This is a genomic window from Pedobacter sp. FW305-3-2-15-E-R2A2, assembly GCF_038446955.1.
Lineage (GTDB): Bacteria > Bacteroidota > Bacteroidia > Sphingobacteriales > Sphingobacteriaceae > Pedobacter.
This window is the reverse complement of record NZ_CP151803.1, coordinates 3642695-3665628: the sequence shown is the minus strand read 5'-3', so window position 1 is coordinate 3665628 and position 22934 is coordinate 3642695. Positions and strand designations below refer to the sequence as shown.

Annotated in this window: 20 protein-coding genes; 6 read left to right on the top strand and 14 right to left on the bottom strand. The window is 41.6% G+C overall.

Going from position 1 to position 22934, the window contains the following annotated elements; genetic code table 11:
- Positions 1-14: 14 nt before the first annotated feature.
- From AAFF35_RS14530 to AAFF35_RS14520, 3 genes are all read left to right on the top strand, one after another.
- On the top strand, positions 15-1199 hold the full coding sequence (locus AAFF35_RS14530; protein WP_342333241.1) for an MFS transporter: 1185 nt from the start codon (positions 15-17) through the stop codon (positions 1197-1199).
- 79 nt (positions 1200-1278) lie between these two features.
- Positions 1279-2049: a CPBP family intramembrane glutamic endopeptidase gene (locus tag AAFF35_RS14525; protein WP_342333240.1), complete on the top strand. Its 771-nt coding sequence runs from the start codon at positions 1279-1281 to the stop codon at positions 2047-2049.
- A 79-nt stretch (positions 2050-2128) separates the two neighbouring features.
- Positions 2129-2746 (top strand): FkbM family methyltransferase, encoded by a 618-nt coding sequence (locus AAFF35_RS14520; protein WP_342333239.1) that lies wholly within the window; start codon positions 2129-2131, stop codon positions 2744-2746.
- Positions 2747-2812: 66 nt separating this feature from the next.
- On the opposite strand, the gene AAFF35_RS14515 is transcribed toward AAFF35_RS14520, so the two are convergent.
- From AAFF35_RS14515 to AAFF35_RS14505, 3 genes are all read right to left on the bottom strand, one after another.
- A complete protein-coding gene (locus AAFF35_RS14515; RefSeq protein ID WP_342333238.1) occupies positions 2813-5254 on the bottom strand; it encodes a prolyl oligopeptidase family serine peptidase in 2442 nt (813 codons plus the stop codon).
- Positions 5255-5365: 111 nt separating this feature from the next.
- Complete coding sequence (locus AAFF35_RS14510; RefSeq protein ID WP_342333237.1) at positions 5366-8107, bottom strand: M14 metallopeptidase family protein; 2742 nt, start codon at positions 8105-8107, stop codon at positions 5366-5368.
- Positions 8108-8198: 91 nt separating this feature from the next.
- Positions 8199-8609, bottom strand: coding sequence for a VOC family protein (locus AAFF35_RS14505; RefSeq protein WP_342333236.1), 411 nt, complete (start codon positions 8607-8609; stop codon positions 8199-8201).
- 152 nt (positions 8610-8761) lie between these two features.
- Here AAFF35_RS14505 and AAFF35_RS14500 point away from each other — a divergent pair, with 152 nt between their 5' ends.
- Positions 8762-9667: a helix-turn-helix domain-containing protein gene (locus tag AAFF35_RS14500; protein ID WP_342333235.1), complete on the top strand. Its 906-nt coding sequence runs from the start codon at positions 8762-8764 to the stop codon at positions 9665-9667.
- Between the two features lie 84 nt (positions 9668-9751).
- Positions 9752-10936, top strand: a complete 1185-nt coding sequence (locus AAFF35_RS14495; RefSeq protein ID WP_342333234.1) for an MFS transporter — start codon at positions 9752-9754, stop codon at positions 10934-10936.
- Between the two features lie 23 nt (positions 10937-10959).
- Here AAFF35_RS14495 and AAFF35_RS14490 read toward each other — a convergent pair whose 3' ends face one another.
- Together AAFF35_RS14490 and AAFF35_RS14485 are read right to left on the bottom strand one after the other, a co-directional pair.
- Positions 10960-11157 (bottom strand): hypothetical protein, encoded by a 198-nt coding sequence (locus tag AAFF35_RS14490; protein WP_342333233.1) that lies wholly within the window; start codon positions 11155-11157, stop codon positions 10960-10962.
- 246 nt (positions 11158-11403) lie between these two features.
- The gene (locus AAFF35_RS14485) at positions 11404-12456 is read right to left on the bottom strand and encodes a methylated-DNA--[protein]-cysteine S-methyltransferase (RefSeq protein ID WP_342333232.1); all 1053 of its coding nucleotides are present in this window, start codon (positions 12454-12456) and stop codon (positions 11404-11406) included.
- A 161-nt stretch (positions 12457-12617) separates the two neighbouring features.
- Here AAFF35_RS14485 and AAFF35_RS14480 point away from each other — a divergent pair, with 161 nt between their 5' ends.
- Positions 12618-13724, top strand: coding sequence for a TlpA disulfide reductase family protein (locus AAFF35_RS14480; RefSeq protein ID WP_342333231.1), 1107 nt, complete (start codon positions 12618-12620; stop codon positions 13722-13724).
- Here AAFF35_RS14480 and AAFF35_RS14475 read toward each other — a convergent pair.
- From AAFF35_RS14475 to AAFF35_RS14435, 9 genes are all read right to left on the bottom strand, one after another.
- Entirely contained in the window at positions 13721-14602 is an 882-nt protein-coding gene (locus AAFF35_RS14475) for a hypothetical protein (protein ID WP_342333230.1), read from the bottom strand. The two genes, AAFF35_RS14480 and AAFF35_RS14475, sit on opposite strands and share 4 nt — an antisense overlap.
- A 14-nt stretch (positions 14603-14616) precedes the next feature.
- Entirely contained in the window at positions 14617-16494 is a 1878-nt protein-coding gene (locus AAFF35_RS14470; protein WP_342333229.1) for a beta-ketoacyl-ACP synthase III, read from the bottom strand.
- Positions 16491-17219 (bottom strand): sterol desaturase family protein, encoded by a 729-nt coding sequence (locus tag AAFF35_RS14465; protein WP_342333228.1) that lies wholly within the window; start codon positions 17217-17219, stop codon positions 16491-16493. The genes AAFF35_RS14470 and AAFF35_RS14465 overlap by 4 nt, the downstream gene beginning before the upstream one ends.
- A 28-nt stretch (positions 17220-17247) precedes the next feature.
- Positions 17248-17655: a GNAT family N-acetyltransferase gene (locus tag AAFF35_RS14460; protein WP_342333227.1), complete on the bottom strand. Its 408-nt coding sequence runs from the start codon at positions 17653-17655 to the stop codon at positions 17248-17250.
- 560 nt (positions 17656-18215) lie between these two features.
- On the bottom strand, positions 18216-19235 hold the full coding sequence (locus AAFF35_RS14455) for a hypothetical protein (protein ID WP_342333226.1): 1020 nt from the start codon (positions 19233-19235) through the stop codon (positions 18216-18218).
- A gap of 57 nt (positions 19236-19292) precedes the next feature.
- Positions 19293-20132 carry a hypothetical protein gene (locus AAFF35_RS14450; protein WP_342333225.1) on the bottom strand — a complete coding sequence of 280 codons (840 nt, stop codon included), beginning with the start codon at positions 20130-20132 and terminating at the stop codon, positions 19293-19295.
- A gap of 68 nt (positions 20133-20200) precedes the next feature.
- A complete protein-coding gene (locus AAFF35_RS14445; protein WP_342333224.1) occupies positions 20201-21067 on the bottom strand; it encodes a helix-turn-helix domain-containing protein in 867 nt (288 codons plus the stop codon).
- 40 nt (positions 21068-21107) lie between these two features.
- Entirely contained in the window at positions 21108-21974 is an 867-nt protein-coding gene (locus AAFF35_RS14440) for an SDR family NAD(P)-dependent oxidoreductase (protein ID WP_342333223.1), read from the bottom strand.
- A gap of 72 nt (positions 21975-22046) precedes the next feature.
- Positions 22047-22904: a helix-turn-helix transcriptional regulator gene (locus AAFF35_RS14435; RefSeq protein WP_342333222.1), complete on the bottom strand. Its 858-nt coding sequence runs from the start codon at positions 22902-22904 to the stop codon at positions 22047-22049.
- Between the last annotated feature and the right edge of the window lie 30 nt (positions 22905-22934).

Sequence of the window (22934 nt, the reverse complement as noted above, 5' to 3'; positions counted from 1 at the left end):
ACAGCTATCTACTGATGAAAAAATCAATTTACATTTTGGCACTGGGTGCTTTTGGTATCATCACTACCGAATTTGGCGTCATCGGGATTCTACCTACGATCAGTAGAGAGTTTCAGGTATCTATTGATACCGCCGGCTGGCTGCTCAGCGCTTTTGCACTTACTGTCGCCATTTCCTCCCCTTTTATCACTGCTCTTACCGCTAAAATTAACCGCAAGTTTTTGTTGTGCATGGTATTAGCCGTGTTTATATTGTCAAACCTGCTTTCCGCCTTTGCACCCAATTTTACAATATTGATGATTGCCCGGATTTTACCGGCCTTTTTACACCCTTTATTCTGGAACATCTCGTTGGCCGTCGCATTTAAACAAGGTGGTGCCAAAGCAGTTTCTATCGTCATGACCGGCCTCAGTCTGGCTACGGTACTGGGTGTCCCTTTGACCACTTATGCGGTTGAATTTTTTAACAATTGGCAGGCCTCCTTTTTCCTGGCAAGTTTCATCAGCCTGATCGCCTTTTTGGGATTGTCGTTTTTAGTCCCTTCTATGCCGGCCAATAAAGATAAAGGAGAAGGAAGCCAATTGTATGTGTTGAAAAATCCACAGTTATGGCTGCACCTGCTTTCCACCGTTCTGACACTCGCTGCAATGTTTTCGAGCTATAGTTATCTTGCCGGTTATCTTGAAAAAATCTCCCATATGAATGGCGTTCAGATCAGTATGATGCTGTTGTTGTTTGGTGGCATGGGAATCATAGGAAATTGGTTGGCAGGCATTGCTTTAAGCAAAAATGTAACCCTGGCTACCAGGTTCTTTTTTATTCTTTTGATTTCCACCCAGGCATTGGCGTATTACTTCGGCGGTATTTTCGCCCCGATGGTGATGATTATATCTCTTTGGGGACTAATCCATACCGGTGGTTTTTTGGTGCCTAATATACGGACCACCCAGGCTGTTCCACATAGTGCATTGGAATTTGTGAACAGTCTTTTAACCTCCTGTTACAATATAGGCATTTCTCTGGGAGCCGTATTGGGTGGTTTTGTGATCGCACATTATGGAATTCATCAGATTGTTTGGATGAGCATTTCATTGTTAACAGTAACATTGGGCCTTAGTTTTATCACGTTACCTGAAAAATTCAAGATAAATAAAGAGAAAGAAGTAGAAATTCCATCGCCTGTCTGCGAACAGGTGTAGCGGAGAAAAATGTTAATTCCTGATGCAACCATTTACAGGATTCCTTCGTCCAATTTAAAATCAGAAATTGAATTGTCGAATGAAAATCAAAAACGCCTATTCTTCCTCCATACTTGTGATCATCGTACTTTTCTGCGCGCTGGAGATCCGTGATCTCTTAAAATGGGCCGGACTAAAGATCCCGGGATTCCCGTTTTCATATGGTGGAAGTATTTTAGATAATCTATTGTCAGTTTTAGTGGTGCTGACTGTCTCGATAGTGCTCCTTCGCAGATCTGATCAGAAAACTGCGGAGGCATTAGGCCTGAACTGGAATGGATTTAAAGGGCCTCTTTTTGTATTGATGGCCACTATTCCCTGCTGGATTGGCTTATTCTTGCTGGGAACTCCTGCTAAGGGCCTGGATGTCAAAAGCATCGTTTTACTGACGTTGTTATTCCCGCTTGCCGAAGAGTTTGTATTTAGAGGTTTCGGCTTCATCTTTACACGAAAAGTCTTAGGCTGGTCTTTAGCTCCCGCGATATTATTACAGGCAATTGCATTCGGCGCTGTGCATTGGTGGGGTAATGGAGGTGGTACTGGCATCGCTCTTCAGATTTTCTTCATTACATTTTTTGGCAGTATCGCATTTGCGATATTAAATATGCTGGATGGGTATACGATATGGAGCGGATTTGTGCTTCATGCTTCATTGAACGCGGCATGGCTGGTATTCACCGTTTCCGATGCTGCGGCAATGGGCTGGATTGGGAATTTGCTGAGGTTTGGAACTGCCGTTATTGCCATCTTATTTTTGGTTATTTACCGAAATTCAAATTTTAAGGCGAAAGATAAGCAACTACCTTTCTGATTTTGGGACATTTGACCCTATTATTCCTATATATGCTTCTGTAAATTCGTTGGTATAAATAACTAAATACGATAGCGCAATGAAGTATAAGTCCCAGAATAATGAAACAGAAATAGTCTTAAAATACTTCAACGGGAGAAAAGGAACCGTACTCGAAATTGGTGCCAACGATGGTATTACGTTTTCCAATTCTTATGATTTGATACAAAGAGGATGGTCGGCCATACTGGTCGAACCCAGCAGTGTTTTTGAAGACTTAAAGAACCTGTATCGAAATCATCCTCAGGTGTCTCTCCAGAACATAGCTATTGGTACAGAAGAAGGAAGGCTTAAATTTTATGAAAGCGGAGCTCATATTAAAGATGGAGTAGACAGGGCTTTGGTGTCAACAGCTGTAGAAGAAGAATTGGAAAAGCGGAAGGACGTTGACTTTAGGGTAACCGAAGTGCCGGTAACAACTTTTGAATCCTTCAGGAAGGACTATGCACAAACGAATTTTGATTATATATCAATTGATGTAGAAGGAATGGATCTGCAAGTCCTTTCTCAAATTGATTTAAATGAGGTGGGTTGTGATTGTCTCTGCATCGAATACAATATGAATACTCAGCTCGCCAATCAATTTATACTTTATTGTCGCCAGTTCGGTTTAAAAGAACATTATGTAAATTTGGAAAACATCATATTCGTCCGATAAATCTGAGTCACTTAACAAAAAGAGCTGATCAATTAGAATTGATCAGCTCTTTTTTTAATAAGTCGATTACTTTTTATTCTTTACATATTTCTCTAACCATTGATCCTGCTCCCAGAAAGTATGAAGAATAGACTCCCTGCTCCTGTAGCCATGGAATTCTTTTGGCAACAATACCAGTCTTACTGTACCGCCATGTCCTTTAATGGCGCTATACAAACGCTCACTTTGAATCGGAAAAGTACCTGAATTTTCATCGTCAATGCCATGCGTCATTAGCAATGGTGTTTTAATTTTATCCGCGTAATTGAACGGAGACATTTTATTGTATACGTCCATTGCCTGCCAGTACGTCCGTGCTTCACCCTGGAACCCAAATGGCGTTAAGGTCCGGTTATAAGCACCACTTCTTGCAATTCCTGCAGCAAAAAGCTTGGTATGTGCCAATAAGTTGGCGGTCATAAATGCACCATAAGAGTGCCCTCCCACTGCGATACGACCCCTGTCGGCAACGCCCATATCTACCACATAATTGATCAATGCAGTGGCATTGTCTTCAATTTGTTTCAGGAAAGTATCATTAGGTTCTTCTTTACCTTCACCTACGATCGGCATATCTGCCTGATCTAAAACCGCATACCCTCTGGTTACCCAGAACACCGGTGAACGGAATGCCAGTCTCGTAAAGCGGTAAGGAGATCCTTTTACCTGACCTGCAGCCGCCAGACTTTTAAATTCTCTTGGGTAAGCCCAAATCAGCACTGGCAATGGTCCGCTTTCTTTTTTATAATCTTTTGGCAGGTATAAAGTCGCCGACAATTTGATCCCGTCTTTACGTGGATAAGAAAGCAAGGTTTTCTGCACACCTTTTAAGCTCGGATAAGGATCCGTAAAGCTGGTTAATGCTTGCTCAGACTTGTTTTTTAGATTAATGGCGAAGATATTTGGCGTGGCTTCTGTTGATTCTCTGGAGAGGTAAACCTTTCCGGTATTGTTAAAGAAAACAGGTTCCTCATAATAAGGAGCTTTTGATTTAAACAAAGTATCCTGTTTATTCGAAAGCAGGTTCCATTTCAAGATAAAAGGACGATCGCCTAAGGAAGATGCTCCTGCCCCTTTGGTAAATACTACTCCTGGTGCTCCTTTGTCAAATAACAATACTTTAGCTGCATATGGGCCTTTACCGTAGATAAAATCTCCGGGATCGCTGTACGTGTCTTCAGAAGATCTGTTGGCAATTTCCTTAATCACTTTACCTGTTTCAGGATTGATTAACGTCATTTTTTCTTTGCGGTCTTTTCTCCATTGTTCTTTTACCAGGGCATAGTTTTGGTTGCCCCAAACGATACCACCATACCTCAAAGCCATCGAAAATAGCTTTACCGGTTCGGTATGGAATGGTGCTTTCAAAGTATAAAGCACATCGCGCAGCTCAGATTTAAGGTTAGGATCCCCTTTATCCTGTGCTTCTGTCCATACCACAGTTGCTGCAGCATCATTTCTCCATTCATAACTGCGTGGTCCCACTGCTACTGCATCAAAGCCTGTAGGCAGTTTTTCTGCCAGAGGCGCATTGTATAACTGTTTAACCAGTTTCCCCGTCGCGTCTAACACTGTCGTTTGAAAAGGGAAATAATAAATGGGAACCAGGTAAGAGTAAGGCTGCTCTATCGTCTGAACCATCAGGTATTTGCCATCCGGAGAATAAGCCGCATTGCGATAAATCGCCGGGCCTCCGATCTTCGTCGCATTTCCGTTAAGGTCTACCGATTGCAGTTGTGAAGTCAGGTAATACTCCATCAGGTTCTGATCGTAAGTATTTTTTAGCAGATTCTGATACGTTCTGGAAGGCGTAACGACCCCCAGATTTTCCTGCACTACCGGACCTGTCGGGACGATATTTTCCTGTGGTTTATTCCCGCGTTCCGGAAGGATGAACTGGGCGAGGATATGTTTTCCATCAGGATGCCATTGTAAAGTTGTGCCGTAAGCATCATTAAGATAACCCTCAGAAAGCTTTGTTGCCTTAAATCCTTTTAGGTCTGCAAGCCACAATTCTACCCCATTGGGGGTGTTGTTTGTAAAAGCAAAAAGACTTCCATCCGCATTCCAGCTGATGTTTGTCATTTTCATTTTGTCTGGAAGACCCGTCAATTTATTTTCTTTCCCGGTTTTCAGGTCTTTTATGGTCAGGCCATTATAAACGCCGGAAAGTTCCCCTTCTGTAGAATTATTGGCAGGATTGATCCTTATTCCTGCGAGTCCAATCACCGGTTGGGCAACCTGTTCTATCGAGGCGTATCCTGGTGCCTGAAGTAACAACATCAGGCTGCCATCTTTATTGAATTGTACAGTTGGGCTGCCGGCTGCATCAACCAGATCTACAATGCTTTTAGGCGGCAACTGATAAGTAAGGTTTTCCTGGGCATAAACATAAGTGCTCAGTCCTCCCATCAGGAGAAAACTCAACAAGGTTCTTTTCATGGGGTAATAATTATCGGTCAGTTTCATTCGTTTGATTTTGATTTATTGTGCTGGCAGCCATTTCCAGGAGGCCAGAATCATCTGATCTCACAAAAATGGCGAATCTAACAGAATGGCTGGCGATGTATAGCGTAATCGTTACTTATGTAGATACAACTGGTTAAAAAGCATTTTGAAAGTACTATGGGCCTGAGCGCGGAAAGTGATCTCCGTACCAAAAGCATAGAGTTTTCCTTTACCTACAGGCGCCACAAAGGCCACTACCCCATCTTTAAGGTACGACTGTCCCCAGGCCCAGCCACTTCTCAGCGCATCGTCTTTACCGAACCAGGCTAAAGGTTTTATTCCTTGCGCTTCCGCTTCTTTTCCAAGCTTAAATACCGGACTATTGTTAAATACCATATCTACTTCTCCGGGCATTCCCCAGTTTGAAGACTGATCCTGGGCTAAGCTGGCCTTCAATATACTTCCTGGGATATAAAATTGATCTCCTGGCAGCGGACTTTCTTTCCCATCTGCTTTGGTTTCTGCAAGCGCATTCCGTACCGGTAGCCCAAGGTGATAAGCCAGATTGGTGCTGCTTCCTATGGTGATGATGTCCCCTCCTTTTTCCAGAAATTCTTTTAGCTGAGGGATAGATTTCTCCGGACTGATACTGCCCAACCAGGGCCGGAAAGCTTCCGGGATATCTTCCGGTTTTGGCGCCCTGCCTCCTCTTCCTGAAACTGCTTTCTGGCTCAGTGCCGGTATTCCTCCGCTGATAAACAGAATTCTATCGTATTTGGTATTGAGCATTCCTTTATCGATGTCCTGAGGATAAATCAGCTGGAAGGAGAAATGGAATTGTTCTAAAATCCACCTTACCCAACCGGAAGGCATAGAACCTCCATACTGATCAAATAGGGCGATACGTCCGGGAGCAATTCTAACCATTCCTTTCGGCTTATGTTCTGCTTGTAAAGCCATTGTTCCAAAAGCAACTCCTGATTTTACCAGAATTTCCATTCCCTTTTCAGGAACATAAAAAGAACCTTCCGGCATATTTCCTTCCGCTTTTGTCAGCCTGGAGACTTCGATTCCTGCTTTGAGTAAATCATTTACCGCAATGAACGAGTTATTCTGTGCTGCGCTTAGTAAAAATCCTTTTGCAGCCACTAATTTATAAATTGGCGGAGATTGTAATTCCCCATAGCTGATCTTTTCAAAAGGGCCATCAAAACCATCCAGTATGCGGTCAAACTTTACCCCCATTTGAAAAGCCAATGTCCAGCCGGCAGCATCATAAGGACGTACTGGTGGGCCACCAGGATACTGAAAATCGTTGGGATGATCCTGAGCTTCGAACATATCTACCAGATGCGGACGGAAAGCCTGATTCGCTTTTACCACATAAGAGCCTGCGGGATAAGATTTATCTGCTACTTTAAAAGCTGATTTAGCCTTTTGCACCTCAACTCCGGATTTGATCAGGGTATTGATGAATTTCACTGCGGTAATGAAATCTGACTGATCTGCGGGAATGATGTACCCCCTTGCATCTCTCAAAGCAGGGTTTTTATAGACCGCATCATAGTATTTCATTGGAATATCATTAGAGACTTTTCCTGTGCTGTCCTTTTTCAATATTCCATCTTTTTTGTCTTTTTCAAAAGCAGCAGTGATCGCTGCTACATGTTTAGGCGTTAAGGTCCAGTTGTCCTGATTTCCTTTCTGAATGGCATTTCTACCCATCACATAGATGTTGTACAGCAGCTGATCGCCTAGCCGGCTGGCATAATCCAGGATTCCATAGTTCAACGAAACAGAATAGTCTATAGATTGTCTGAAGTTCCATTTCTGAGGCCTCACCGGATTTGGTGTTGCGTTATTGGGAATTAGTCTTTCCGGTACCAGCGGGATTTCTGAAGGAGTCGGACTTCCGGTGATTTCTGTCAGGATTCCGATCATATTGTGAAAATATGGCGTTGTTCTTAATCCTCCGTTCCACCAGGTCGAATAGACAGATCCACTGAGACGGGTATATCCTGGTTTATTCTCTGTGTTCAGCCTGTTGATCATCGAAGCAGCTACCCCATCAATTCCGGTGATGAGTAAAGGATCATAGACATAATTGAATGGATCGCGGTATGGAGGTCCTGCTACGACTGCTCCCGAAGGTGCCGTCTGGTGGTGATTGTAAATGATCTGCGGCATCCATTCGATGTATTGTTGCCTGGCAATATTGGTGCTTTCCTTCATGTTCATCATGTAGAAATCCCTGTTGTTGTCATGGCCGATATATTTCTGATACAGACGGGGAACATTCATATTTCTTTTAGCAGGATCCTGCTCCTGCATGTACCAGTTTGCAACCAGTTCCTGTCCGTCAGGGTTGACCTGAGATAAAAGGATGATCACATTGTCCAGTATGCGCATGGTTTCCGCATCATTGGCACTCAGCAACTTGTAATAGATTTCTATCAATTGCTGAGTCGCCACCATTTCTGTAGCATGTAATCCTCCGTCAATCCAAACGATGGGTTTTCCTTCCAGAGCAAGCTTTTTAGCTTCTTCATCGGTCAGCCCTTCTGCCCTGGCCAGTTTCTGGGAAATCTCTTTATAACGTCCGATTTTCTTCAGGTTTTCCGGAGAAGAAATCACCATCACATATTGTTTCCTGTTTTCTTCAGTTTCTCCGATTGACTTTAAAATTACCCGGTTAGATATTCCTGCCAGCTTTTTGAAATAGGCTTCCGTCTGGGAATAATTGGCCAGTTTATAATCATCGCCAATGTGGAATCCAAAATGTGATTTTGGACTTGGGATGACCTGCGCGCTGACTGGGGATAAATAAGCTATCGTTAGAAAAACTACAGCAAAACACATGCTTTTACGATTCATCGTTCCTTGAATTAGGTTAACCGGTTGATTAGAAAATATGCGGTTAAGTTAATATAAAACAGGAGGAATCGATTTGGAAAATTGTAACAATTTAGTCCGTTTGACGTAAGGTGTTTTCATCGATACACATGATTGCCCAGAGGTGTCCGTCCAGGTCCTGAAAGCCATGGCCATACATCCAGCCATCATCCTGCTTGCCATTTGGCGTCGTTGCACCCGCCTGAACTGCTCTCCTGACCATCTCATCAACGCTTTCCCTGCTGGCAGCAGATAAGGTAATGATAACCTCGGTACTGTAATTTGCATCCACAATTTCTTTGCTGATCAAAGTCTGAAAGAACTCTTTTACCAGCAACATGACAAAGATATTATCTGCGACAACCATACAGGTTGCTTTCTCGTCCGTAAACTCGTTATTAAATTTGAAACCCAGTTTTGTAAAAAAGTCAATGGCCTTTTCCAGATTTCTGACTGGCAGATTAACAAACATGTTTGTACTCATAACTTAATATTTCGGGGGTTGGCTTACAAAGCTAAACGCAGACAGGAAAACTATAGCTGTGTAAACACGACAATATGAGGGGCCATACGCGACATTGCGATATTTCAAAGAATAATTTATCTTTATTCTTTGAAATATTCAATCCATTGAACATGAATTCTGTTGAGACAATTGATCAGTTCTACAAAAGAACAAACCAGGCTGTGCCCTCTGAGTTGCTAAATCCTGCAGGTCAGCCTAGCCATTTTAATGTTAAAGAGAGAAGTTATTCCGGAAAAATTACCCCCTATAACCGCAGGGATCATTATAAAATCTGCCTCACCAAAGGGAAGGGAAAACTGCATGTGGCGAACAGGATCATTGAGATAGACCGTCCGGCATTGGTCTTTTCCAATCCAACGGTTCCCTATTCCTGGGAATCGGTATCTAAAAAACAAACGGGCTATTATTGCTTATTTAACGACTCCTTTGTTTCTCCGGAAATGAAGAAAGGACTGGAAAGAAGCTGCCCGCTTTTCAACCCTTTAATGGAACCCTTCTATTTCCTGAATGCGACTGAGTATGAGCGGGTCAACACTTATTTTGTACAGCTGGTAAATGAACTAAAAAGCGACTACGAGTACAAATTTGAAGTGATCCGGAGCATTTTGAAACTCATCATCCACGAAGGAATCAAGCTGCATGCTGTTCAGGATCCCATTGTACAACCCGGCGCTTCAGATAGGATCACCCCGATGTTTCTGGACCTCCTGGAACGTCAGTTTCCTGTAGATTCACCGGAAAATCCATTGAAGCTGAAAAGTGCATCAGAATTTGCCAGTCACCTGAACATCCATGTCAACCACCTGAATTATGTGATAAAGTCTCATACCGGAAAGACCACTACACAAATGATCAGCAGCAGGATTATAGCAGAGGCCAAGAGCTTATTGAAACATACAGATTGGGATGTAGCCGAGATTGGCTATTGTCTTGGATTCGATTATCCGGCACACTTTAACAACTACTTCAAAAAGAACACAGGCCTTAGCCCTTCCGTTTTTAAGAACTACAATTAACATCGGCAAATTCTTTGATTTTTGTAACTATTCCTTTGTTTTCTGCTCGTGGTAGACAGGTATTGGATTTACCTTTGTGCTGCAATGAGAACTATAGAGAAAAATCAGAACGGGATAGGTACCTTACTCGCATTTATACTGATCCCACTTTCCGGGCTGGCGACAGATATCTACCTTCCCTCTTTACCGGCAATGGCCAGTCACCTGCAGGTGACCAATGCGGAAGTACAGCTGACCATCGTTTTCTTCATGATCAGCTATGGCATTTCACAACTCTTCGTTGGTAGTTTATTAGACAGCTTTGGCCGGTATAAACTAACCGTCGCCGCATTATTGCTATTCAGTATTGCCAGTTTTACCATCGCCCGCTCAAACAGCATATACCTGATCTACCTGATGAGGATTGTTCATGGAATTACGGTAGCCACCATTGTAGTAGGTAAAAGAGCATATTTTGTCGACATATTTTCCGGAGAACAACTGAAACACTATACCAGCTTATTTTCCATCGTCTGGTCTGCTGCTCCGATTATTGCCCCTTTCTTTGGCGGATACCTTCAAACCGCATTCGGATGGGAATCCAATTTCTATCTTTTAGGAACTTTTGCCTTGATCATGGTGCTGCTGGAACTTTGTTTTGGTGGAGAATCGTTAAGTACATTCCAGACTTTTCATTTCAGGTCTATCGTCAAAGTATATGGTTCAATGCTCAGCACAACGAGCTTTAGCTTAGGCCTTATTGTTCTGGGCCTGGCGAATTCAGTATTTATGGTCTATGGAATGAGCGGACCATTCATCATTGAACATGCCTTTAAGCAGCCGGCCATTACCACGGGATATTGCGCCCTGGTGCTGGGCATCGCTTTGTTATTGGGAGGATTTCTCGGAAAGGCAACTCTCAACCGCCCATTTTTCAAAAAGATGATGATTGCCATTATCGTTCAATTGGCAATCGTAGTCCTGATGATCTTTAGTCCTGCTTTTTACTCGAATCTGAATACGATGATGACCTTTGCTTTCGTCATTCATTTCATTGCAGGCTTTATCTTTAACAACTATTTCTCTTATTGTTTAAGCTTATTCCCAAAAAATGCAGGTATAGCCAGCGGGGTTACCGGAGGATCAATCTATGTCATTACTTCAGTTCTTAGCTATGGAATTGTGTATATGATTCCCGCCGAAGGGCAGCGCAGTCTGGGAATAAGTTATCTGGTGCTGGTTTCATTAACCCTGCTGACCTTCTTCCTGAGTAGAAAGAAGGTCCATTAGATCAGGAACAAGGAAAATGTCAACTACTCTACAAAAAGTGCGGACTCCTTATTAAAGGTCCACACCTGTCGCTGCCCCATTCTTGCAATCACGAGAGAATAATTATAATCTGATTCTTCTATTTCAAGTATTTCTCCTAAATTGATAAGTCTATCCCCGACAGATAAATCTGCCATTTCCAAGGCCTTAAACATGGTGTGCTGTTCCAAAATAGTATTCATAAGAGCGCGAAAATTAATAAAAGTTTTTATCTAAAATTTTTAATTAATATCCAAAAATAAAGAATTTTATCAAAATCAACCAACAAATTAAGTTAACCTATTCAATTTAAGTGTATTGTAGAAAACTCGTATCCATAAAAGCACAGTCAGCAGTACTTGTAAACCGTTTTACTAAAGCTGAACTTTTTTTTATAAATTATTTTATTTATTCCTGTAGTTATTGTTTCTCTTTCTATGTGGGGATAACTATTTTGTCGTAAGATGTTTTTGTTCGTGCTCCAGTAACCATTTCTTTCTCCATAATCCGCCACCATAACCCGTTAAATTACCATCAGTACCCACTACCCTATGACAAGGGACCAGAATGGAAATTCTATTCATCCCATTTGCATTTCCAACCGCTCTTACCGCTTCAGATCTGTTTAATCTCGTGGCCTGTCTGAGGTAAGTAGAGGTCTCTCCATAAGGGATTTCCTGCAAAGCAGTCCAGACTGCCTGTTGGAAATCAGTTCCAAGGCTGTGGATCGGTAATAAAAATTCAGTCCTTTTTCCCTCAAAATATTCCGTTAACTGTGCTCTTAAAGTATCGAAATGTTTATTTTCTCCTTGTACTATCGTTGCGTTCAGGTATTTTGCAATGGCCTTTAGTTCCGTTTCCAACATCTTTCTGTCGGAAAACTCCAACAGACAAATTCCCTGTGCTGTTGCACAGGCAAACATGGTGCCCAGCGGTGTTTCCAGTCGCGTCAGGTCTATGACTGTGGAATGTTTACTCTTCTTCGGGGAAATCCCGAAAATGGCTTTAAAGGATTCTCCAAAACCGCTGAGCGATTCAAAGCCTGAATCAAAAGCAACACTGGTTACCGATTCTCCCTGTTGTATTTTCTTGAAAGCAGAATTGATCCGGAAGGCCCGTTGGTAGGCCTGGAAAGTCATCCCATGATTTTTGAGAAACCAGCGTCGAATCTGGCTGGGCTGAATTCCCCTTTGGAGCAAATCCCAGTCCTTAAATTTTACAGACGGGTCTACCGCAAGTTCGTTTAAAAGAGTTTTGATAAACTCAGGGGTCTCATCCAGTTGTTCCAAAGGGTTACAAACCTTACATGGCCTGTATCCACTTAAAATGGCTTCTTTTGTATTTTTGAAAAATGTAACGTTTTCTCTTTTAGGCTTTCGCGCCCTGCAGGTGGGGCGACAAAAGATACCGGTAGTTTTTACGGCGGTGATAAATGTCCCTTCATAAGCGCTGTCTTTTGCAAGAATCGCTTTATAATAAGTTTCCTCAAGATTCAGTTCCATATTCATTTTATAAAATTTCTCTGACACAAAGTAACAGCAAGCCATCCGGCTATACAACCGAAAAATTAACAAGTATTTTTTATTCCCGTTTAACCTGATGAATTGTCGTAAATAGTTAATATATTGATTAAGGAAATTGAAATCCTAACTAAAAAGCGAATATGATGATAAAATCATTACTGACGACGATATTTCTTTGTTTTTGCCTTTCTGGCTTTAGTCAATATCACTTTGTGATTAAAGCCAACAGTACTACCCTATCCGGTAGAAAAGTTTACTTTGAGCTTTATAATGATAAGGACTTTACTCCGCTGAGATATGATTCCCTGATTTTTGAGAACGGACAAGTCAGAATAGATGGACAACTTGATCAGTTCAGTCGTTTTGCCCGTTTCGACGTAAAAGATAAAGGAAAGTCTAAATACGCTTCTTTCGTAATTGATTCCGGTGAGAATAACATCAACCTGGAATTACCGGATGATACCTCCAGAGTTCTAAACTTAAAATCGGATGCAAGGGGCAGTCATATTTATTATGAACTGAACGATATAATGATTCGAAAGTCAGAAAGTACAAAAGCCAACGGTTATTATCATCCATCCAGAGCGTTAATTATGGAGATTTTAAATGAACAAAGGAAGAAACTGGAGGAGTATCCGAATGACTTTGGTGGCATATTAGGATTGTATAGTTTAGGTCGCATGGATTATACTTTAGGTTTCACAAAAGACATTTTGAAAACGCTTTCTACCTTTAGTGATCAAATGAAAAATTCTGCTCTGGCTAAAAAATTATATGAGGAAAAAACAAAACTTGTAAATAGCCTGGAAACTGCAAAAATTGGAAAGCAGGTCTTGGAATTTAAGGTTAGAGATGTTAAAAATCAAATGTTTAGTAACACGGAGCTTAAAGGGCAAAACTATTTAATTGTTTTCTCCGCAACCTGGTGTGGTCCATGTCAGGAGCAACTGCCTATGCTGAAAGAAATGTATCATAAATATAAAAGTAAGGGGTTGAAAGTTGTCTATTTTAACAATGATGGTGACGTCGTACGCTGGAAGAAACATGTTCAGTCAAATAAGTTAGACTGGATCAATGTATCTGAACGCTTAAAATCGTCGGTCAGTAAAATTCAGAAGTCCTTTGGAGTGTATGCCATACCTGCCTGCATCTTGGTGAATAAAGCAGGTACAATTGTTTACAATTCCGATGAAATAGATACAGGACTTGATCAGTTGGAAAGCTATTTAATGAAGACAATTGGTTAAACCTGAAGCTCTACCTTTCCCTGAACCAGCATCGCATGCAATACTTCTGTAGAAAAACCATGAAGCAATAACCTGAATGCTGCGTCTGTAGTAGGAAGCGGAATCATTGGATGTTTATTATTCAATGCCGTTAACTTTTCAGGGCAATCCATAATCGTACTGGCATAGATCCCGATCACCTCATCCAGCTGTAAGGAATTTGTGGCCCTCCAGAAGTCATTATCCGTCAGGTAGAACTGGTAGACTGGAGTAAAGAGTTCTATCGCTGTACCGAGGTCTATAAAATTTGTCCAGCCATCTCTAAAATCCTCAAATGGGATCTCTCCAGTGGAAATGGCACTAAAGTCCGGATGCTCTTTTTTGACAATCTTCAAGCCTTTCTCGGCTATCGCTATGTTCAGGTTAATGATAAAATTATAAAGGTTAAGGTCATGCTCCAGAAACAGGTTGTCTTTCACATCATTGACAGATAAGGGCTTCAAGGGATTCATCGGAATGTCCTGCGCAGCATCCACATTATCTTTGATGAAACGCAGGACTTCTGATCCCAGGTAAAAATGACGAAGAATTACGAAGTTTGCTTCCGGCGTGATGAAATACTTCATCCCCAGGTACAAACACTTATGGAGTAATTTGGGGGCATTAATCAGGTTGGGAACGACGATCTTAAAAAGCTGCATCAATATGATGCAAAGCCGCGCAAAAACCTTTGCCACCGGATATAGAAACTGACGGCTTTTCGAGGAAGAATCATAGAGGAAGGCTGCTTTTGCATCCGGATTAAAAGGGACACTTTTATCCAGATATAAGGCATGCCAATGGCTCGGATTCCGGGGCTCATTCACCATCTTTTCGTAATGTTCTCTTTTGTGTAGCATAGATATGCGTTGTTTTAAAAGTTATCTAGTTCTTCCAGTTGCATGGTGTATAATCTGGCCACCACCTTTGCTGTTTTAACAATTTTCTCTGCCATTTGTTGGGTCAGGAGTTCAGACTGAATCGCCTGTTCAAAACGTTCGAAATGGTTGTCATTGCTATCGCTTGATTCATGGTAAATAAAAAAAGAAACCTGATCCTTATCCAGCTGGAGCTGTTGCTGAATGGCCCTGCCCCATTTTCCTGACACCCTGTTCCCCAGCCCTTCAATGATAAACATACCACCCAGCAGGTCAAAAGGATTCGGTTGACTCGCCCTGTGAAACATAAAGGCACTGAGCGCCTCACTTCCTATATTCTTAATGCCGGTCAGGATTTCTTCTTCGAGCCCACCGCAATTGATATAGTTTTTCTCCAGAATCTGATAATCCCGGTGTTCATCAGAAGAATGTCTGATAAAGGCAGACCTGACCGGGAAATATTCCATACTGACATTGGAAGCCGCGCGGGCAATCCATTGAGAACCGTCTATCACCTGCTGACGCAGATTTACCAGCAATCGCTTGTACTCTTCTAAAGTTAAAGTTCCTTTAAAGATCTTTTTAACAACCGGAACCTGCTGTAATCCCCTTTCAAAATCAAACCAGACTCCGGTCAGCTGACGCACCAGCCATTCCTGTACCGGTTTCTCCTGAACCCTGATTTCGGGTGCTTTGATCTCCGCGATCACTTCCGTATAGCCCGAGGCTCCGCTCACAGCGCCTTCCCTAACGGTCAGCATCATATATCCCGTAATAAACCGCCCGCTTTCAGGCACCATACATAAGATCTTTTGTCCTGCTTTGAGTGTGCCACTTTTCATCAGTTCATCCAGCATCACAAAAATGGACGCAGAACCGATATTTCCTACCGTATATAAATTACTAAACCATTTCTCTGCCGGAATCTCTATACCTCCGTTTTTCAGGAGTTCTACAATTTGTGGTTTAAAATGATGAGAAGAATAATGACAAACCAAACGGTCAATATCTTCAGGCTGAAACCTTCCTTCGTCGATGAGTTCAAAAAAACGCTGTATCCCCAGTTTAACAATATTGTCGACCTGTTGCATGTCTTGTTTCAGGTTTAGTGCGCCCGCAAAGTTGGCTTCGCTAATGGTGTCATAATCGAGCCAGGTTTTCAATACGCTGCCATCATTTTCCTTATTTGTTCCTGTATACATGCAGACTTCATAAGCATGCGCATAAGACTTCAGGTCTATCCATTCTATTTCCAGCGCGAGTGCATCGCCAGGATCGTCCTGCAGCAGCATTGCTCCTGCTCCATCACTCAGCATCCAGCGGAGGAAATCTGTTTCCAGAGGAAGCGTAGCCCCTTCAACTGCAAAAGCCTGCTGACCTTCAAATCGTTTAGATTTGAACATCCTGCTGGGTAACTCCGCGGCACAGCAAACGGCATTGCGGACCGTTTCTGATTTCACCTGGAGGTAGGCATTCTGGATGGCCATCATCCCTGCAGCGCAGACACTCTGATGCGAGGCCAGGCCGCACCGGCTAATCCCGCTTTCTGCATGTACCATACTTGCAAAACCAGGCACGGGCAGGTCGCTTTGAGTCGTTGCGGCACTCAGCATCTCTACTTTTGCCGCATCGAGATGACTTCGTTCTATACAATCCTTTACCGCCAATGCGGCCATTTCATAGGCTTTATGTGTCGTGTTCTGATGGGTATCCAATGCATAATGGCGGTTTTTAATGCCGTTTTTCCGCAGAAATATATCCTTTGTACGGGACTGCACATTATTGATCTTTCCGAGGTAATGCTCCATCTCTTCATTGCCTACCGGTTCATTCGGCAGGAAGCTTCCCGTGGAGGTGATGAATACTTTGTTCATGAAATGTTTTTTACGGTAGTGTTAAAAATCTTGTCCAGCCAGGGCAATAAGAAACCCAGGTTACCTTTTCCTTTTTTATGGTGCATGCTATGGCGATAGGAAAATTTCAATAAATGTTCGGGAGCATGCTGACTAAAAAAATCATAGTTGCAATGGCCCAGCAGGTTGATGACCAGGCTCATCACCGGTAAGGATAAAATTGCCAATGCCTGAAAGGGAAAAATGAGTAAAGGAAATACGATCACAGTACCCAATAAAAAGGCTTCTATCCAATGAAAACTGAAAGTAGAAAAGAGAGTTGGTTCCTTAGATTGGTGGTGTACTTTATGGATATGCCGCATCATAAACCGGGTATGAAGTAAGGCATGGGAAAAGTAAAAGTGGATTTCATTCCAAAAGAATAAGGCAATAATTTGGGGCAACAACCACCAGTTGAGCTCGTAACTGATCTGAAACCAGCCCTGCTTAATTCCTTGCTGAATGAGTATCCCCTGCAGACTGAATACGAGAATGGACCGCATACTTTGCCCTATTTCTGTCCTCAGTTGCCCGGCATAAAGATGGTGGTTGGCTACTTTTGTTAAGCCTCTTTTACGAACCAGATACCGGAATACCAAAATCCCGGTACCGGTTACGGACCAGTACAGCACATTAAAAAAGAGCAATAATGCTATAAAAGCATTATACCAGGTTTCAAAGACCCAACTGAATATGGCTTCAAGCATTTTCTAAAGTAGTAAAAATATGGTTTGATTATCTCCGTTTCTTTTTAAACGCAAGTAATTTTTCTGTTCCTGCGATTTGTACAAACCCATTTTTAAGTAACACTTTTTGTGAAGGAAAGTTTCCCGGAGCAGTCTTTGCAATCACTGCCTCCACTACCTCATCCTGAAAGGCCCAGTTTACCATAGCGCGGATGGCTTCTGTCGCATAGCCCTTTCTTTGTTGCTGCTGGTCGATCATATAGCCCATTTCTACGATTCCGTTTTCATCCGCATGGCCTACAAAGCCAATTCCACCAATGGTGATGTTGGCGGCTTTGTCGACAATCTCCCAGTTGGTATACCATTGATACCGCTTCGGATGTATTTTCGTTTTTGGGAGCCAGAAGTTAAGCAGGGCATCATCAAGTTCTACCTGATAGGAAGGCTCGACTTGCATAGTGGATATATTTATTCCCAACGATTGTTCCATTGCAGGCCTGCTAACCTGACATAAACGTAATAACTGGTGTGTTAACGGGATTAATTTTAACCGTGTAGATTCTATAAAAAACATTGGAATTTCTTGATTTTAAAACAATAGAATAACTGCTTAATCGGAGATTAAGTCATTGCCTGTAAAATGATCAGGCTTGGTTACGCAATTTCAGGCTGTGTGGTTTGCCCGGTTAAAATCAGATACATCAAAAAGATATTTTTTTTCAATGATAAGGATTATCTCTAAAAAAACGAAGTATTATTTAATATTTTATGGTAAGGTAACTGCAAAAACTTATCCAGTACTGCAGCTTCGTTCTTCAGATAAAATTCAATATGGAAATAGTTCAGTGAAATCTCGTCTATACCGGTATTCATCTCATCTACTGAAATTTTACCGTTGGGTTTAATATCAGCGCATTTGAAATCTAAATGTGCCTGAAAGAAGTCGCGTGCAGCAGGAAGGTCTGGGACGTTTAAGGTGATGGAAAATATGAGAAGGGAATTTGAATTAGCGCTGATTTATCTGACTGCGTTAAGAAATGGAAGGAAGGAAATTGAAAAATTGATATAGGGAACAGCGTCATTCTTATTTTTCATAAAATAATCATCTGGACGATCCTCTTTCCTAAAAAATCTCGAAGAATTCGTTGTCATCAACCCGCCGTTTATACCCAATATAATTTTCTTATAGATCAGGTATTCAACGGTTGGTCCGGTTTTTAATTCAATGGAAGAGTGGCTGAAATCCCGTGGCAATATGGCTTTATCAAAATCGAAAAAAGCAAGATTACCAGAAAGTTCAGTCCCGAAAGATGCCCATGCCCTTTCAGAAAATTGCTTTCTCAGCATGATGCGACTTGGGATGTCGACAAATAATTCAAGGTCGGATGATTTAAATTTATGCCAGTAACTAAAGATGGGTAAGAATGGTGAAGGAGACGATGGATCAATAATTACCACTCCTCCTACTGAATAGGAAGTTGTAGGGGTACGTTTAAGGTTAACAGAAACCAGACCGAGATAGTTAAATCTTCGGATTCTGGACAGATCGTCCGTAAGTCCTGATACACTTGCCGAATAGGCAACGGGTCGGTTGAATAGAGAATCTACTCTGGTAAAGACCGCGGTAAGACCGATTGTCGATTTTCTATAATTAAAATCAGTTGATGTGACATAGGGATTATAACTCTTTACATCGGTAACATTCACACTTTGTTGTAAATAACTAAGTGTGGATGAAATTGTATTTTTGCCAAAACGGACAACAGGAATATTGAAGACAGACCTGATCCTCGAAATCTGGCTTTTACCCTTATATAAATTGTTGCCGTTCAATTCAGCATCAATATTTCCTCTGCCTAATACTTCAGCAGATACGAAACCCTGCCTTAGCAATGGATATCTCATTGCAGCATTTGATAAGTAAGTCATTTTAAGAGAATCAGCAGTTTTCATGCTAAGTTCCTTTATCGAGTTTTGCGCATAGCTTACACTAATCGAAAACATCGCGATGAGAGACAGGATGGTATTGAATTTCATATTGATATTATTGAGTTTAAATTGTAATTCACAGTTTTACGCTTCTGTTTATCTGTTTTATAGGGAACTTTTCACCTTATTGTTTTCCGAACCCCGGATCAGGTCATCCAATAAAGCAGCGGGAAGAATGGAAAATAAGTAGGACTGGATTGCATGTGGCCAATAAGGAATTAAACACTTTTTTCCACAACCAATTCCTGATAATACAGACTTAGCATAAATTTCACTGCCGGGTGTTAAAATGCCAACTGGTTTTTCACCAGGCTTGCTGATAAATCTTCCTGTAAACATGGATATGGTCTCTATTTGATCTGGTTCAGTGGAAAGAGATTTGCAAAATAGATCATAGTATATTTCTGATCCGGCAAGTAATGCCTGATAAGGAATTGCATAATGCATATTACAAGACACCACATTTAATAAAAGAGCAGGTTTTGAAAGACAGGCTGATAAGGATTTTGCGAGACGCATTCGCGATAAACCATCAGGTTGTTGATTGGCTTGCGGATCTCCGATGTTATTCACTAAAACCGTGATTGGAACTGTGTCTATCATTGAAATATCTAAATCAGACGTTTTGCCTTGCCCCTGGAGCATCATAATTACGTTTAAAGAAGGGTTTAAATTCAGCACATCAATCTTAGTCAGACTCAGCATGAGTTCATCCCTTCCATGAAGCACAAGATTGAATCCACTTTTAGCAAGCTCCATCACCAGATCTCTTCCAAGACCTTCCGAGGCAAATGTTACCAAGGCGTAAGCCCCCCTTGTCAGGTATCTATCCAATGTCGAAGGACTGATATACATATTTATAAAAGCAAGCAAACGGTAGGCAGCTGCGGTCATTTTCAATGCCCCAAGGATGTATACAAAGTGAAAAAAAGTTGATGATTCCATATGAATTGTTCAATAAAACAAAGCAACGGGAATAATCAGGGCAGGACAATGGATGTATTAGAGTATATCTAGGATGATTCCCGGTATTTCTGCCTGAATGCGATTGGCGAAATGCCGGATACCCTGGTAAAGACGCGTGTAAAATAGCTGTAGTCCTCATAGCCCAACTGCTCCGCAATTTCTTTTACGGATGAATCAGTGTAGAATAATTTTCGTTTGGCTTCCAGAATAATTTCCTGATGGATCCAGTAGCTGACAGAAAAGCCTGTGCTTTTCTTAACAACTTCATTTAGATAGGTCGGCGAAATATGCAAAGCTGCAGCGTAACCTGCGGGGGTTTTCATGGTTTTAAAAGCCTGTAAAAGCAGGCAGCGGAACAACCTGGTAATTGTGGCTGACCTTGAGGTATTCTGATATCTAGCCGGGCTAAGTGTTTGAAATTCACTGATGATCATTCCAAGGCAAGCATTAATTAAGGAGCGGTTGACCTCTTCTTTATAGTAATTTTCATCGTGCAAATCACTTAAAGAAGTAAGTAGTTTCATCATTTGACTTAAATGTTTCGATTCCTGGATGCCAAATGCCGCCAACCGGGGATCGGAACCCTGATTCACAAAAAAATGACGATAGGAATCTTTGACCATCTCGGGTTTCACTGCAAGAAACCACGCTTCAACATGATGTGCCAGAATACCTTGATGCGCCTGTCCTGGCAAGATACAGAGCACGGCAGCATCATCGATAGAAACGGTATCGAAATCAATCATAATCCTGCTCTTGCCCTTTTGCTGAAATATGAAGATATAATGGTCATCACGATGCACCGCCTTAAAGATAAGATCAACATTGTCCTCCTTGGAATATTTGCTGATCTCCCACCCTCTTTTGCTGGAGTTTTCAAGTGAAAATATCGGTATATGTGTTTTTAACTTCATTTACTGTTCGAAGGCTGGATATACGGTCAGGGCTTAAATTTTATTGGGCTAGCCCTGGTTCTTTTTGCATTGCTTTTTTTGTTGCACGATCAACGAATCTTTCCGGTAATACCGAGATAAGGAAGGTCTGAATGCTATGCGGCCAATACGGCATGATACTTTTTCTACCACATCCTACGACGCCTATGATATGTTTAGCATAAGTTGCGGCAGCAGGACGCATGAAGGACACGGGCTTGTGATTTGAACCGGTATTCACACTTCCAGTGATTAAAGAGATGACTTCCTTATGTGCTACTTCACGTGCAAGTGAAACAGAGAAGGCATTGTTGTATGCCTTAGTAGCTGCATAAACCGAAAGATAGGGCGGCGGGAAAAAACCTGCGTAAGAGGAAACATTCAAAATAAGCGCCTCAGCTTCCATATAGGGGAGCAAGTTTCGGGTAAGTTGAGTGGGAAAAGCAGTATTTAGTGTAATGGTATGATCAATCTCCGCATTGGAATGGTTGGTAAGTTCTTTGATTGGCCCTACACCAACATTATTTACCAATACTTTGATATTCAATTTTATAATTTCCGAAATGTCCATCTGACTGTTATGGCTGCCATCATGGATCAGATAAGTGATTTTAACTTTGGGATAAAGCATCCCGATCTCTTTTTCAACAGCCTGGATTTTTTCAGCGCTCCTGCCATGAAGAATGATGTTAAAACCTCTGCCAGCAAGTTCAGTGGCTACTGCTTTACCTATCCCATCGCTGGATCCGGTAACTAAAGCATAGGCATCGTTTACCAGGTACTTCCTGATTTTAGATGGTTTGCAATATGGATAGATAAATTTTAATAACCTGTATAAGGTTGTTAAAGAAGCCATTACTCCGACAATAAAAAAAAACTGATTCCCCATTATTTTATATTTTCAACAAAATTAGAGATTGGGGCATTGGCTATAAATGGATATATTATGGCATCTATTGGACTATTTACGGGAGCTAAGCCGAAATTGGAGTGGTGGCTGGCCAACAGCATTAGAGAAATAGCGGTTAAAGTAAGCATGATCGGTGTAACCCAATAAATAGGCAACTTCTTTTACAGTATGGTCTGTATCATAGAGTAATCTTTTTGCTTCCATTATGATGGTTTGCTGTATCCAAAAGGTGACCGGAAACCCGGTGGTCAGTTTTACTGATTCGTTCAAATAGGAAGGAGTAATGTTCAAACAGGCAGCATAGTCCGTGGTACTTTTTTTGGTTTTAAACTGACGCAGCAATATACGTTTAAACTCCCGGGTCAATATTGCGGTTCTTAAAACTGAAGATTTTCTGTCTTCTACCTGACGATAAACTGAAATAAACATGCCGACAAAAGCCCGGATCAATGAATCAAGAACCAGAGGCTCGTAATTCAGTTCTGTTCCGTTTTCTACTATGACAGCAATTAATTCTATACATTGGTTGATCCTTAAACCTGCAAGTTCTCCCAAAGGGATCGGGGCATACCGGAAATAATAATCGTCGAAAACTGACCTGTGTTCATCAATTAAAAAATTACTATCTACGGTGATCAGCCATGCTTCCGTATGATTTTCAACAGAAATGGTATGATGAATTTGTCCGGGTAGAATGCACAATAAGACGCTTCCGGTTAGCGTAACCTCCTGAAAATCCAACATCAATTTACTACTGCCCTCTTTTTGAAAAATGAACAGATAATGGTCTCCCCTGCGATGTGCAGGCTTCTGGAGTAATTCTGCTGTTACTTCCGATCCAAAGATTTTATAAATACTGATTTTATGATCAGTGATCTCTTTATGAAAATATTTGATGATGTTTTCCATTCATGATGAGGCTTTTAAAGATCCCTGTTA